We start from the raw sequence: 14,040 nt of genomic DNA on the forward strand, positions 1-14,040 counted from the left end.
ACGATAAAGTGAGAACATATCTAATGTAAAATTTTATTAAATAAAAACTAATCATAAAAAATGCCAGCGAAGTCGCTGGCATTTTAATGTAATATACTTATTTTTGCTGTGCTTTTGAATCTAGGCTTGTATCTTTAATTTCAACATAAGCATTAGCCCGAAGTTCACGCATCCAACCGTCTACTTCAGTATCAAACAAACGCTCACCTAAAATTTGACGAGCCATACGTTCTTGCACTTCTTTGGTCATGTCTTGTTGGCGAGTATCAGTCACTTGTAAAATGTGCCAACCAAACTGACTTTGGAAAGGCTTACTGATTTGCCCAACAGGTGTTTCTTTCATGACTTGTTCAAACTCAGGCACCATAACACCAGGACTTACCCATCCTAAACTGCCACCATCACGTGCTGAACCAGTATCATTTGAATAGGTTGCAGCGAGGGTTGCAAAATCTTCTCCTGCTTTCGCACGATTATAAAGACTATCAATCATTTGTTTCGCACGATCTAAGCTGACAACTTCAGATGGTTGAATCAAAATATGTCGAGTTTTATATTGTGATACAAGTGCTTTTTGATCATTTTGTTTGCGTTCTAAAAGTTTTAAAACATGAACGCCATCGCGGACATTGATTAGTTCTGTGGTCTGACCAGTTTGTAATGGTGTTATGCGTGCTGCAAGTTCAGTAGGAATGTCTGATAGTGCTCTGAATCCCATATCAGCACCATCAACCTTGATTGCATTGGTTGCAAGCTTGGCACTAATCGCTTTAGGATCATCACTAGTTGCAAGTGCTTGTCTGACTTCTTGTGCAACTTTTTTAACTTCTTCGCTATTTTCACCAGAAATACGCATGTGAATCACATGGACTTGTGTGCCAAGTGCAGCTTGGCCTTCTGGTGAATTTAAAAAGTTTTCAACATCATGATCACTGATTTTAATACGAGACATGACTTGTTGTTGGCGTAAGCGACCAATTGCTAAATCTTCAGCAATCCTATTACGTAAATTTTCATAAGTATCTGGTGCAATCGCGTCCAATTTTTGTTGGAACGCTTCTAGTGTATTGACACCTGATTGATTTGCAATTTTTAAGACAGCAGCATTTAAACTTTTTTCATCAGCTTTGATGCCAAAACGTTTGACCTGTTCTAATTGGGCCTGACGGATAATGAGCTGATCAAGCACTTGCATTTGTAAATACTGTTGGGGTGGCACAGTTTTATTTTGTGCTTTTAACTGATGTTCTGTTTCTGCAATCCCTTGTTCTAAGTCACTTTTAAGAATGACACTACTATCAACTATTGCAACAACCTCATCCGTAGGTTGCGCAAAGCTTTGCATTGATGAAGAAATAAGTGTAGCGAGAACAGTCGCTTTAAAGATATGTTGGAAAGATTTTATCTTCATTAACGTTGTGTCCAAGATTGATTAATTTTGTTGAAACCTAAAACTCTATTTTCAAGAAGAGAGGCGAGCTTATTGTTGAGTGCACCTAGACCTTTAAGTGTAACCTCAGCCATAACAGCACGTTTTCTATGAACATCTGGTGAGTTCGGATCATCTAAATCATTGTAGTAAGATCTGCCATAAACTGAAATTGCCCAGCAGCAAGATTCATAATTCACACCAAGTAAGTATTCTCGCATTAAACTATTATCTAAGTCATATTGAGCGTGACCCATAATACGCCAATTATCTTTTATTGGTTGTATAAACGATGCAACAGCTTGGTCGTATGAACTTTGACGATCTGGAATATTGTTACGATAGAAATAACCTACATTGTATAAGTTGCCTTTTTCTCCAGCGTAGTAGGCTTGGAAATCACGTTGAGCATTGTCGCCATTTGACATCCATGCAGAATTTGCAGCGATTGTAAAGTTTTGATTCAATTGACTTGAAACACTTACAATTGGACCAGTACGGCGCTGTGTATCGAACTCATCTGGTTGTTGATTTAATGTTACACGTCGATCACTAAAATAATAGCTTTGCCCAATACTTGCTTTAACACGTTCTAAGCCCTCTGTATCTAATAAACTATAAGTTACACCCAGTGATAAGAAGTTATTATCATCTAAGCGGTCGTGTCCATAGAATCGATACGGGTTGAAAAGTTGATCGTAATTAATTGATGCTGTGGTGGAATCAAAGTTAGGATGATCATCTTGTTTTTTATAAGGAGAATAGGCATAAAACGCACGAGGGGAAATACTCTGCAAATATTTACCTTCTTTTTCGAAAGTAACGCCTGTTGCAAAACTAAATTGAGGTACCGCAACTGATTTTTCTAAATCATCTGATGTTGAAAGACCGCGACCCTCTTTAGAGTCTTGATCGTAAAAAGTATTAATGCTTCTAACAGATATTTCTGGAATAGCATAAAACCATGATGGAGTTAGGTAGTTATAGCGAACGGCAAATTGGTTATAAATACGTGTACCACTTGACTCTAATGCAGAACCATCATTGATCGATTTCTTAAAATAAGCAGTGTCATTATTAAACTCATATTGTAAGCCTTGAGGATTCCCGCCTACATAATTTAATAAAAACTGTGGAAGTCGTGCATAAGGCTTATCTGCATCTTTGATACTTTGATCTAGCGTTTGAAAGTCTTCAACCTTTAATTGGGCCTTAAGTCCAGGAATACCATTGCGATAATTAAGTTCCCATGCGCGACGTAAGTTAAGATCTGTTCGTGTGTTTGGGTTATTATTGAAGTCTGCGAAGTAATCTTTATCGGAAGCGTAGTTGTACTCTAAGTTAGTTGACCATTGGTTATTGATTTTCCAATCATGAAGAAAATGCAAATCACTTCGATCTTTATCTTCGTAATGGTTGTCGTTTGGTAAATATCCACCCCAAATACGTCCAGAACCAAAATTTTCAGTCATATAACGGAATTCGGCATCTAATTTTGCGCCGCGTTTGCTCATATAACTTGGTGTGAGTGTAAGATCATAATTTGGTGCAAGGTTAAGGTATACGGGTGCCGTCAGTTGGACGCCACCTTCGTTACTATAACCAAAATTTGGACTTAATAAACCAGTGGTACGACGGTCATCAATTGGAAAGTTGAAATACGGCACGGCTAAAACAGGCACGTCTTTTACATACAGTTTTGTTCCGCGAGTTACGCCACGACCAGTTGCTTGGTCAAGTTCAATTTGTTTAGCTTGGATTTTCCAAGCTGGTTTTTGTTCAGGAGGGCAAGCGGTATAACTTGCATCTTTTAATACAACTAGATTTTCATTCTGTCGTTTGATCTGACTTGCATGTCCGTGGGCATGTTGCTGTTCAGAAATATAAAAACTATTGTTCAAATCACCTGTTTGAGTTTTTAAATTATAATTTATTGCGTCACTTTGAGTGAGTAGGCCTGATTGAGCAAGCTGTACTCGACCTTGAGCGGAGGCGTGCGTCTGGGTTGAATCAATCGTAACTTGATCTGCACGAATTGTGCGACCTTCTTGATCAATCACGACATTACCTTGTAGAACAGAATCGCCAGTTGGGTTGTAATGCCCATAATCAGCGGTAATCACGGAGGTCGTTGTATTGGAATTGCTTGCCTTTGTTTCGGGATTAATTGGTGTGACCCATGTTCCCTGACAAAAAGAAGAGCTTAAATAACGATTGTCTCGTAATTGTGCCTCTGGTGCAGATTTGTCGACATAATATTGCTGAAAAAATTTTTCACCAGGATAACTGTCTTGATCTTGGTTTTTTTGGATGGTGGCTTTCAGCTGTTTATTGTCAAGCGTAGAGACAGCATCAGCTGGAGCTGCGAAACCTGATTGGATCGAGCCGCCACACAAGAGTGTCAAAATAGCTGTTGCTAAAGGATTAAATTTAAACTGATGTTTCATTGTCTCATTAACCAGTACGCTAATTCACAATTAATTATTGTCGCATCATAGAGAAAAAGTTGATAAGTGGCTACACTTAAGCTTTCAAAATCTCAGCTAGTTTTAGATTTTATCGCAAATGAATACACAACGTGAACAATTGATACAAACTTGGCTCCAAGCCACTCTCCAATCTGATCAATTCGAGATCAATTTTTTGGCTGGAGACGCAAGCTTTCGCCGGTATGCGCGAATTAAGTTACAAAACAAAACATATATGCTGATGGATGCGCCACCTGAAAAAGAAGATTGTGCACCATTTGTAAGTATTGATGAGTTTTTTGACAAAAATGGTGTGCGTGTTCCGCATATCGTTGCTAAAGACCTAACTTTGGGGTTGCTGTTATTGGAAGATTTTGGTGATGTTGTACTTTCAACGTTACTAACAGATGAAACTGTTGACCAATACTATGCACAAAGCTTTGAACAGTTGATTGAATTACAACAAATCGACGGTCTTGAACAACTGCCAGCATATTCTTATGAAAAATTAATGACAGAGATGCGTTTGCTGACAGAGTGGATGTTGCCTTCATTAGATATTCAGCCTACAGAGCAACAGTTAGAAACGATTGAACAAGCTTTTGACTTTTTAGCTGTTGAGGCGACACATCAGCCGCAAGTCATTGTGCATCGTGATTTTCATAGTCGTAACTTGATGAAAATAGAAAACGAGCAAGCATTAGGAGTGATCGACTTCCAAGATGCAGTCATTGGTGCAGATACCTATGATCTGATCTCGATTACACGTGATGCTTATGTACAATGGAATGCTGAGCGTGTCTACGAATGGTTTGAGGTGTTCTATAACTTATTACCAGCTGCAGCAAAAGAAAACCGTAGTTTCGAGCAATTCAAGCGAGATGCAGATTTGATGGCGATTCAACGCCATCTCAAAATTTTAGGTATCTTTGTTCGTCTGTTTGAGCGTGATGGTAAATTTGGGTACTTAAAAGATTTACCACGTGTAATGTGGTATTTGCTTGATGAAAGCCAAGGTTATGATGAGCTGAATGACTTTATGCAGTTTATTCGTGATGTGGTTATGCCTAAATTTATTGCGAAATATGGCGATTACGAGGTTGCAGCATAATGAAAGCGATGATTCTTGCTGCAGGGCTAGGGAATCGCATGCGTCCTCTAACCTTACATACACCAAAACCTTTGCTTGAAGTGGGTGGTAAACCACTAATTGTTTGGCATATTGAAAAGTTGCAAATGATTGGTGTTACAGAGATTGTCATTAATACCGCTTGGTTGGGTGAAAAACTGGCAACTACTTTAGGAGATGGCTCTAAATTCGGTGTGACGATTTTGTGGTCTCATGAAGGAGAAGGGCTTGAAACTGCAGGTGGTATTATCAATGCTTTACCGTTACTGGGTGATGAACCTTTTATTTTGGTGAATGGTGATGTTTGGACCACGATGGATTTTTCGTCATTGTTAAATGTCCATTTGGGAGATAAGCAAGCACACTTAGTATTGGTTGAAAATCCACCGCAGCACCAGAAAGGTGATTTTATCTTGTCTAATGATTTAGCTTATACTTTTGAGCAGGGACAAATAGGTGAAGCCTTAACTTATAGTGGTGTTGCAGTATTAGCCCCACAGATGTTTAATGGTTTGGAAAATGGTAAAAGACCTCTAGCGCCATTGTTAAAGCAAGCGATGCAACAACAACAAGTGTCAGCTGAAAAATTACAAGGGATTTGGGTGGATGTTGGCACACCTGAACGTTTGGAGCAGCTAGATCAACAAATTAAGCAAAATAAGTTTTCGTAATAGGTTATTGTCTTATTTACCTTAAATTTGTCTAAGGAAAGACAAAAAACTGAATAGATTGTGCAGTTTATCATGTTTGAAAATGTTTAACTGCATAATCGTTCAACAAGTCCTACTGTGCCTTGCATCAGAAATCGGTATACTGCACGGCAAGTTTATCGAGATGTCGCACTGTTATGCATCCTTTTTTTCAAGAATTAAAGCAAGGTAGTCAAGCGTTAGGTTTAAACCTAAGTGAGGAAGCGCTAACACTCTTATTGAAATATCAAGATGCTCTCGTGCTATGGAATAAAGCATATAACCTGACAGCAATTCGTGATCCGAAAGAAATGCTCGTTAAACATTTATTAGATAGCTTAAGTATTTTAAATGATTTGCCACAAGGACGTTTATTAGATGTTGGCACGGGTGGTGGAATGCCGGGCATGATCATCGCATTGTGCCAGCCAGAGCGTTCGTGTGTATTGTTAGATTCAAATGGAAAAAAAATTCGTTTTCTCAAGCAATTTATTGCCGATTTAAAATTGGATAATGTAATTGCAGTTCAAACACGTGTCGAAAATGAAGACAGTATTGATGAACTAGGTCAATTCGATGTGATTACTAGTCGTGCATTTGCATCATTAACTGATTTTGTAGATGCGGCGCAACCCTATATGCATGAGCAGAGTATTATTGCGGCAATGAAAGGTTTGGTTCCAACTGATGAAATGGAACAGATCAAAGAACAGTATTCATGCAAAGTGATCGAGTTGCGTGTGCCGCGACTAGATGAACAACGTCATTTACTTTTACTTCAACGAATTCAATAAAAATACTAAGGGTAATCATGGCTCAAATTATTGCGATTGCAAACCAAAAAGGTGGCGTGGGGAAAACCACAACAGCCGTTAATCTTGCTGCTTCTTTAGCAATCTTGAAAAAGCGCGTATTGTTGGTTGATATGGATTCTCAGGGTAATGCCACTATGGGGTCTGGTGTTCAGAAGAATGATCTTCTGTATTCAATTACGGATGTTTTACTTGGAGAAGTGCCAATTGAAACAGCAATTCAGAAAGCTGAGGTTGGTTATAAAGTTTTAGGTGCAAATCGTGAACTTGCTGGCGTTGAGCTAGCAATTGCCGAGCAAGAAGGGCGAGAGTTTATTCTCAAAAATGCGTTACAAGAAGTAGATTCAGCATTTGATTATATTATTGTAGATTGTGCACCAAGCCTGAGTTTGATTACTGTGAATGCTTTGGCTGCGGTCAATGGTGTAATTATTCCGATGCAGTGTGAATATTATGCTTTGGAAGGTTTGGCAGATTTGACACAAACAATTGATCGTATACAAAAAGCCCTGAATCCAAACTTGGAAATTGTAGGGGTGTTACGTACGATGTATGATGCTCGTAATGCTTTAACCCGTGATGTGTCTGCTGAGTTAGAGCAATATTTTGGTAAAAAGTTATACGAAACGGTGATCCCTCGGAATATTCGCTTGGCTGAAGCGCCAGCACATGGCTTACCAGTGATTTATTTCGAAAAAAGCTCAAAAGGCGCAGTTGCATATTTGAATTTAGCTGCAGAAATGTTGAAGAAAAGTAAAGTGAAAAAAGGAAGTGCTGTATGAGCATCAAAAAACGCGGATTGGCTAAAGGTCGTGGTTTAGATGCACTATTGGGTTCAATTCAAAAAGAGAAATTGCAACTTGAAGCACAGGCTTTGGATCATGGTCAACTCAAGCAAATTGATGTCAATTTACTGAAACGTGGCGAATATCAGCCACGCCGTTTTATTCAAGAACAAGATTTACAGGAACTTGCTTCATCAATTGAGAAGCATGGCGTAATGCAACCGATTGTGATTCGTCCAGTGGACGATGAACAACACCCCTACGAAATTATTGCGGGTGAGCGTCGTTGGCGTGCTGCCCAATTAGCAGGTTTGGCTGAAATTCCGGCAATTGTACGTGACTTAAATGACCAAGTCGCAATTGCATTGGCGTTAATTGAAAACATTCAGCGACAAGATCTCAATCCAATTGATCAAGCCGTGGCTTTGCAGCGTTTCCATGATGAATTTGGTTTAAGTCATCAAGAAATTGCGGATACAGTAGGTAAGGCTCGTACTACGGTGAGTAACTTATTGCGGTTATTAAGTTTGGCTGATCCAATTAAAGACTTAATGCAACAAGGTCAACTTGATATGGGGCATGCTCGCGCCATTCTGACCTTAAAAGCAAAAGAGCAAATGGATGTTGCTAAAATCGTAATTGAAAAAGCATTGTCAGTGCGTCAGACTGAACAGTTAGTACGTGAGTGGAGTGAACCAAAGCCTGAAAAGAAAAAGGTGCAGGTTTCTCCTGATATTGAACAATTGACTCAGAAACTATCGGAACGTTTTGGAGCAAATGTTAAAATTGACCATAACCAAAAAGGTAAAGGAAAAATGGTCATTCATTATCACTCATTGGATGAGTTGGATGGAATTTTAAATATTTGTTTACCTAACTAATATTTAAGGTGCGTCCTTTTATATTTTAAATATTATTGGGGAATAATATGTGGGAACTTGTGAAAGCGGGTGGTTGGTTAATGCTACCGCTTATTTTCTCATCAATTTTTACGGTTGCTATTACAATTGAGCGATATATTCGCTTAAGACGGTCACAAGTTTTACCTCAAGCATTACTGGTTCAAGGCTCAAATGTGGACAATGTTATTTCACATTTAGAGCAAGATGACGTTGTAAAAAGTCCGTTAGGTCGTATTTTAAAAGCTGGTTATGATCATCAAGATCAAGGTGAGCAGTTTGCGCGTGCACAAATGGAAGCAACAGCTTCCCAAGAAATCAGCTATCTAGAAAAAAATATTAACTTTTTAGGTACATTGAGCGCGATTGCACCCTTGCTTGGTTTGTTAGGAACAGTACTTGGTATTATTGAATCGTTTTTAGTGATTGATATCGGTTCTGCTGGAAATGCAAGTATGATGATGCCTGGTATTTCTAAAGCATTGATTACGACGGCTGTAGGTATGCTGATTGCGATTCCGGCAATGATTGCTTATCGTTATTTTCAACGTGTGGTACATGAATATATTGCTGAGTTAGAACAACAATCAACATTATTTCATGCTGCACTTTTCTACAAAAAAGTACCTCATGTGCAAGAACATCGCCGTGCAAGCTGAGCATAGGTGACATTATGAAATTTAAACGTTCTCAAGTTGAAGATATTCATATCAATTTGACGCCAATGATTGACTGTATGTTATTCATTTTGGTGTTTTTATTGTTATCTACGACATTTAGTCAACAAAGCCGTATAAATCTTACTTTACCAGATGCTCAAGGTGTCCCACCTAAACAATTCGATCACAAAATTGAAATCATGGTAGACTCCACGGGACATTATTCTGTGAATGGTCAAGCATTATCGACCAAAGATAGTGCCGATCTCAGTACTGCGATTAAACAAGCTGCACAGGATCGTCGTGATTTTATGTTTATTATTGCAGCTGATGCAAAAGCAAGACATGAAGATGTGATTCGTGTAATGGATGTAGCAGGTCAATTAGGCTTTGTTAACGTAAATATTAGCACCAAAGTTCCAACGAGAGGTTTTACTGAGTGAGTCAAGATTTTAAGGTTTACACACGCCTTTTAGCTTATTTAAAGTCTTACTGGGGCGTTGCCTTATTGGTTTTACTTGGTTTTGCTATCAATGCTATGACTGAAGTATCAGTTGCAAAGCTTTTGAAGTTTATTATTGATGCAATTCAAAATGGTAGTCGTGAAAATTTAAATTGGTTTCCGGCATTAATTGTTTTATTAATGTTTTTCCGCGGCGTTGGTTTATTTTTAGGTGGATATTTTACTGCTGTTATATCAAGGCGACTCGTTTTTAGTATTCGTCAAGAAGTTTATGCAAAGTTATTGAGGTTGCCTGCTCAATATTATCTTGATAATACTTCTGGGCATATTAGCGCAAAAATAATGTATAACGTGCAACAATTAACGGCAGCATCTTCTGAGTCTTTACAGACTTTGGTGAAGGATGGGTTAATTGTAATTGGATTATTGAGCTATCTTTTTTACACAAATTGGCGTTTAACACTATGTATTATTGTTTTTATGCCAGTGATCGGTGTGTTAGTTCGTATAGCTGCGAAACGTATGCGCAAACTCTCCATCCAAGTTCAAAATACTATGGGTGATGTGAATCATGTGGTTCAAGAAACAATTAATGGGAATTCTGTTGTAAAGAGTTTTACAGGTGAAGCATTTGAACAGCAACGTTTTTATAAGTCCTCTGAAGAGAATCTTCGGCGCGGTTTAAAAATGGTAATAGTGCAAAATATTAATAGTCCAATAGTCCAGTTAATTTTATCTTGTGCAATGGCTATAATATTATGGCTGGCTTTACGCCCTCAGGTTTTTGGTGATACTTCAGCTGGTGAGTTTGTGGCTTATATTACTGCAGCAGGTTTAATTTCAAAACCAGTGAAAAACTTGACGGATATTAATGAAAAGCTCCAACGTGGTTTAGCAGCAGCGCATTCGGTATTTGAACTACTTGATATGCCAGAAGAAATAAATAATGGTCAGCTTAAGCCAGTTTTGAAGGGTAATATTAAATTTGATCATGCGAATTTACGTTATACCGATGGTACGCATGCAATTAAGGACTTTTGTCTAGATATTAAAGCAGGTCAGACTATTGCTTTGGTTGGTCGATCTGGTGCAGGGAAAACCTCATTAGTAAATATGCTGCCGCGTTTTCAAGAATTAAGTGAAGGGCAAATTTATTTTGATGATATTCCTGTACAAGAGATAGAACTTTCTTATCTCCGCTCACAAATTGCGACAGTCAATCAACAGGTTGTGCTATTCAATCGTTCAGTGCGTGACAATATTGCTTATGGTCAGCTTCAAGACTCAAGTGATGAACAGGTTATTGCAGCTGCGAAAGCTGCTTTTGCGCATGACTTTATTATGAATTTGCCACAGGGTTACGACACAATACTTGGTGCGCAAGGTTTGAATCTTTCAGGCGGTCAGCGTCAACGTATTGCAATTGCCAGAGCAATCTTAAAAGACTCTCCAATCTTAATCTTGGATGAAGCAACCAGTGCACTTGATAATGAGTCTGAATACTTTATCCAACAAGCTTTTGATGAAGCAATGCAAGGTCGTACGACGATTGTGATTGCACACCGTTTATCTACAGTTGAAAATGCAGATCTTATTGTGGTAATGGACAAAGGACAAATTATCGAGCAGGGTACACATACTGAGTTGCTAGATAAACATGGCGTGTATTATCAATTGCATCAACGTAATTTTGAGGAAAATTAATAATGTCTATTGTGCAACACGTACAAGATGCTTGGAATAAAAAAGCGTCGTGGTTGATCGTGTTGCGTCCTTTATCATTATTGTATCGCTTAATTTTTGAAATAAATAAAACTTTATATAAGGTTGGTCTTAAGAAAAAATACACAGCTCCAATTCCTGTGATGATTATTGGTAATATCACGGTTGGAGGAAGTGGGAAAACACCTTTATTAATTCAGCTCGTTAAATATTTACAGCAACAAGGTGTTTGCGTTGGTGTAATTAGTCGAGGGTATGGTGGCAAAGGACCTTTTCCAGTTTTGGTTAATGCTTTGTCTGAGCCAGATCTTGCTGGTGATGAGCCGTGCTTAATCGTTCAATCTACTCATGTACCCATGGCGGTTGGGCCAAATCGTCAAGCATCAATTGAATTATTATTGAAATCTGAAAAACTCGATTTAATTATTAGCGATGATGGTTTGCAGCATTGGGCATTAGCACGTCAAATTGAATGGATTGTTCTAGATCAAAATCGTGGTTTGGGGAATGAAAAGTTGCTGCCTGAAGGGTATCTACGTGAGCCTAAATCACGCTTAAATAGAAGTACGGTCATTGAACATACTAAAATTGCTCAATCACAAAGGAATATGCATTTAGCGATTGGTCAGCCATATCTTTTAAATTTAAATACAGATTTAAATGTATTTGATCCAAACAAGTATTTTAATGTGGTTGTTGGTATTGGCTTCCCACAAAGATTTTATCAAACTCTAAATCAATTGAATGTGAAGCAATATCAAACACATGAGTTTGCTGATCATTATGATTATCAGATCGATGATCTCACCTTTAATAATCAAGATGCAATTATTACCACAGAAAAAGATGCGGTAAAGTTTAAGGTTCTATTGAAACAATACCCAGAATTTAATATTCCGATTTGGGTTGTGCCTGTTGAAGCGGTTTTATCTGCAGATTGTTATGATTTATTGAAACAACAATTGCAACAAGTTGGTATCCAATTTTCTTAGAGTTCTAACATGAAACATATTGTCATTCCTGCTCGTTTTGCGAGTTCGCGTTTACCTGCAAAACCACTTTTGCTTATTCATGGTCGCCCAATGATTTTACGTGTAGTAGATCAAGCGAAGAAAGTTGCAGGTTTTGATGATTTATGTGTTGCGACTGATGACGATCGTATTGCTGAAGTGTGTCGTTCGGAAGGAATTGATGTGGTTTTAACCAGCACTGATCATCCGTCAGGCACAGATCGCTTGAGTGAAGTTGCACGTCTAAAAGGTTGGGCAGAAAATGATATTATTGTCAATGTACAGGGTGATGAACCATTACTTCCTGCTCAATTGGTTCAACAAGTTACTCAGCTTTTAGTTGATCAACCGCATTGCTCAATGTCTACTTTATGCGAGCCTATTCACGCATTAGATGAATTCCAGCGTGACAGTATCGTCAAAGTCGTGATGAGTAATCGTAAAGAAGCATTATATTTTAGTCGAGCAACTATTCCTTATGATCGTGATGGTGCAAAATTACAGCAGCCAAAGTTGCATGATCGTGCTTTTCGTCATCTGGGTTTATATGCATATCGTGTGAAATTGTTGCAAGAATATGTGTCATGGGAACAAGGCGATCTTGAAAAATTAGAAAGTCTTGAACAATTACGCGTATTAGAAAATGGTCATCGTATTGCGATCGATATTGCTGAAGCCAATCTGCCTCCGGGTGTAGATACACAAGCTGATCTAGAGCGTTTAAATGCGCTACCAGTAAGTTTATTTGAATAATTATGATGAGTATGCAGTCAACAACCGTTTATCCTTGGCACAAGCAGACATGGGCGTTGTTGACAACGCGTTTTCCCGATATAGGTCATGGTTTACTTTTTTATGGTAAACATGGTTGCGCGAAACATCAATTTACTGAGCGGTTTGTGGCATGGGTCTTATGTTTAAACAAACAAGCCGAACAAGCTTGTGGTGAATGTACAAGTTGTCTTTGGTTGAAGTCTAATACACACCCTCGATATGTCCATATCACCACAGATGAAGAAAATAAAAAGCAAAATGCCAAGATAAAAATCGAAAAGATTCGTGATTTATTGCCATTTGTTCAGCAGACTGGTGATGGATGGCGAGTCGTTGTGATTGAGCCAGCAGAGGCTTTGAATATGGCATCCGCAAATGCATTGCTAAAGACTTTAGAGGAACCTGGAGAAAGGGTTATTCTGATTCTATTGGCTGATCATTATTTGAAATTACCAGCAACGATTCGAAGCCGTTTGCAGCATTTCGCTTTAGACCGTCTAGATACCCAAGATGCACAAAACTTTATTCAGCAGCAAATACCGAATATTTCAGCTGAACACATTGATTTGTTGCTTAATCTCGCAAATGGCATGCCATTGACTGCCGTTGAAATTAATCAGAGTGACTGGTTGCATAAAAGAGATCTATTCTTGAAAGATTGGTTTAAGTTGGTCGCAGAAAAGAATATGCCTTTAAGTTATTCAAGCAAGTGGTCGAAAGAGTTGAGTTTCTCTGAATTTATGACAATGTTTGAATATTTATTAGCTGATTTAGTCGCTATAAAATTAAATCAATCTTTGAGAAATAAAGACTTAGATTTAACACAGCTTGCACAGCTTTATGACTTGGAAAGCTTATTTCAAATTTATTCTGACCTGCAACAGAAAAAATTGATGGTTGAGCAAAATGTACAAACACAATTGGTACTAGATCAGTTGTTTATTCAATTGATGCATGTGGTTTAGATAGGGTATTAAAATCTTTTATGTTGATTGAATGCTTGATTTTGTAATATCCGAAAAGCATTTGCTTTCGTTATGGTGATCACTTCTGAAATCGTGATTCATCCAACGCTATATTTGTTTAAATAAAAACCATTTTTGTTTGTTTTCGAACAGTTTTCCTCAAACATTATTTGTTGTTTGTCGGATTGTTTCCTATAATCAAAAGAGCAGTAATTATAGTTTTTTAAATTGACGGT

The 14,040-nt window shown here is 38.1% G+C and carries 13 protein-coding genes; 11 read left to right on the top strand and 2 right to left on the bottom strand.

The window, feature by feature from the left end:
* Positions 1-97 precede the first annotated feature (97 nt).
* Both AC0JIQ_RS07175 and AC0JIQ_RS07180 read right to left on the bottom strand, forming a co-directional pair.
* Positions 98-1,411, bottom strand: a complete 1,314-nt coding sequence (locus AC0JIQ_RS07175) for a peptidylprolyl isomerase (protein WP_474203109.1) — start codon at positions 1,409-1,411, stop codon at positions 98-100.
* Positions 1,411-3,876, bottom strand: a complete 2,466-nt coding sequence (locus AC0JIQ_RS07180; RefSeq protein WP_474203110.1) for an LPS-assembly protein LptD — start codon at positions 3,874-3,876, stop codon at positions 1,411-1,413. Before AC0JIQ_RS07180 ends, AC0JIQ_RS07175 begins: the two co-directional genes overlap by 1 nt.
* Positions 3,877-3,994: 118 nt before the next feature.
* Here AC0JIQ_RS07180 and AC0JIQ_RS07185 point away from each other — a divergent pair, with 118 nt between their 5' ends.
* The 11 genes from AC0JIQ_RS07185 to AC0JIQ_RS07235 all read left to right on the top strand — a co-directional run bounded on the left by AC0JIQ_RS07185 (position 3,995) and on the right by AC0JIQ_RS07235 (position 13,804).
* On the top strand, positions 3,995-5,008 hold the full coding sequence (locus AC0JIQ_RS07185; RefSeq protein WP_474203111.1) for an aminoglycoside phosphotransferase family protein: 1,014 nt from the start codon (positions 3,995-3,997) through the stop codon (positions 5,006-5,008).
* Complete coding sequence (murU, locus tag AC0JIQ_RS07190; protein WP_474203112.1) at positions 5,008-5,697, top strand: N-acetylmuramate alpha-1-phosphate uridylyltransferase MurU; 690 nt, start codon at positions 5,008-5,010, stop codon at positions 5,695-5,697. The genes AC0JIQ_RS07185 and murU overlap by 1 nt, the downstream gene beginning before the upstream one ends.
* Before the next feature lie 176 nt (positions 5,698-5,873).
* Positions 5,874-6,509, top strand: coding sequence for a 16S rRNA (guanine(527)-N(7))-methyltransferase RsmG (gene rsmG, locus AC0JIQ_RS07195; protein WP_005216480.1), 636 nt, complete (start codon positions 5,874-5,876; stop codon positions 6,507-6,509).
* Between the two features lie 17 nt (positions 6,510-6,526).
* Positions 6,527-7,309, top strand: a complete 783-nt coding sequence (locus AC0JIQ_RS07200) for a ParA family protein (RefSeq protein WP_005216479.1) — start codon at positions 6,527-6,529, stop codon at positions 7,307-7,309.
* Complete coding sequence (locus tag AC0JIQ_RS07205; protein ID WP_474203113.1) at positions 7,306-8,193, top strand: ParB/RepB/Spo0J family partition protein; 888 nt, start codon at positions 7,306-7,308, stop codon at positions 8,191-8,193. Before AC0JIQ_RS07200 ends, AC0JIQ_RS07205 begins: the two co-directional genes overlap by 4 nt.
* 47 nt (positions 8,194-8,240) lie before the next feature.
* Positions 8,241-8,870 (top strand): MotA/TolQ/ExbB proton channel family protein, encoded by a 630-nt coding sequence (locus tag AC0JIQ_RS07210; protein ID WP_474203114.1) that lies wholly within the window; start codon positions 8,241-8,243, stop codon positions 8,868-8,870.
* A gap of 14 nt (positions 8,871-8,884) precedes the next feature.
* Positions 8,885-9,313, top strand: a complete 429-nt coding sequence (locus tag AC0JIQ_RS07215) for an ExbD/TolR family protein (RefSeq protein ID WP_474203115.1) — start codon at positions 8,885-8,887, stop codon at positions 9,311-9,313.
* Positions 9,310-11,037, top strand: a complete 1,728-nt coding sequence (gene msbA, locus AC0JIQ_RS07220) for a lipid A export permease/ATP-binding protein MsbA (protein ID WP_474203116.1) — start codon at positions 9,310-9,312, stop codon at positions 11,035-11,037. The genes AC0JIQ_RS07215 and msbA overlap by 4 nt, the downstream gene beginning before the upstream one ends.
* Before the next feature lie 2 nt (positions 11,038-11,039).
* Positions 11,040-12,047 (top strand): tetraacyldisaccharide 4'-kinase, encoded by a 1,008-nt coding sequence (gene lpxK, locus AC0JIQ_RS07225; protein WP_474203117.1) that lies wholly within the window; start codon positions 11,040-11,042, stop codon positions 12,045-12,047.
* 9 nt (positions 12,048-12,056) lie between these two features.
* The gene (gene kdsB, locus AC0JIQ_RS07230; protein ID WP_269239544.1) at positions 12,057-12,818 is read left to right on the top strand and encodes a 3-deoxy-manno-octulosonate cytidylyltransferase; all 762 of its coding nucleotides are present in this window, start codon (positions 12,057-12,059) and stop codon (positions 12,816-12,818) included.
* A gap of 2 nt (positions 12,819-12,820) precedes the next feature.
* Positions 12,821-13,804 (top strand): DNA polymerase III subunit delta', encoded by a 984-nt coding sequence (locus AC0JIQ_RS07235; protein WP_269239545.1) that lies wholly within the window; start codon positions 12,821-12,823, stop codon positions 13,802-13,804.
* Positions 13,805-14,040 lie beyond the last annotated feature (236 nt).

Source organism: Acinetobacter sp. FB, from assembly GCF_056033405.1.

Excerpts from the sequence above, each read along its gene's own strand:
- AC0JIQ_RS07175 (WP_474203109.1), bottom strand. The coding sequence starts at position 1,411 with ATGAAGATAAAATCTTTCCAACATATCTTTAAAGCGACTGTTCTCGCT.
- AC0JIQ_RS07180 (WP_474203110.1), bottom strand. The coding sequence starts at position 3,876 with ATGAAACATCAGTTTAAATTTAATCCTTTAGCAACAGCTATTTTGACA.
- AC0JIQ_RS07185 (WP_474203111.1), top strand. The coding sequence starts at position 3,995 with ATGAATACACAACGTGAACAATTGATACAAACTTGGCTCCAAGCCACT.
- murU (WP_474203112.1), top strand. The coding sequence starts at position 5,008 with ATGAAAGCGATGATTCTTGCTGCAGGGCTAGGGAATCGCATGCGTCCT.
- rsmG (WP_005216480.1), top strand. The coding sequence starts at position 5,874 with ATGCATCCTTTTTTTCAAGAATTAAAGCAAGGTAGTCAAGCGTTAGGT.
- AC0JIQ_RS07200 (WP_005216479.1), top strand. The coding sequence starts at position 6,527 with ATGGCTCAAATTATTGCGATTGCAAACCAAAAAGGTGGCGTGGGGAAA.
- AC0JIQ_RS07205 (WP_474203113.1), top strand. The coding sequence starts at position 7,306 with ATGAGCATCAAAAAACGCGGATTGGCTAAAGGTCGTGGTTTAGATGCA.
- AC0JIQ_RS07210 (WP_474203114.1), top strand. The coding sequence starts at position 8,241 with ATGTGGGAACTTGTGAAAGCGGGTGGTTGGTTAATGCTACCGCTTATT.
- AC0JIQ_RS07215 (WP_474203115.1), top strand. The coding sequence starts at position 8,885 with ATGAAATTTAAACGTTCTCAAGTTGAAGATATTCATATCAATTTGACG.
- lpxK (WP_474203117.1), top strand. The coding sequence starts at position 11,040 with ATGTCTATTGTGCAACACGTACAAGATGCTTGGAATAAAAAAGCGTCG.
- kdsB (WP_269239544.1), top strand. The coding sequence starts at position 12,057 with ATGAAACATATTGTCATTCCTGCTCGTTTTGCGAGTTCGCGTTTACCT.
- AC0JIQ_RS07235 (WP_269239545.1), top strand. The coding sequence starts at position 12,821 with ATGATGAGTATGCAGTCAACAACCGTTTATCCTTGGCACAAGCAGACA.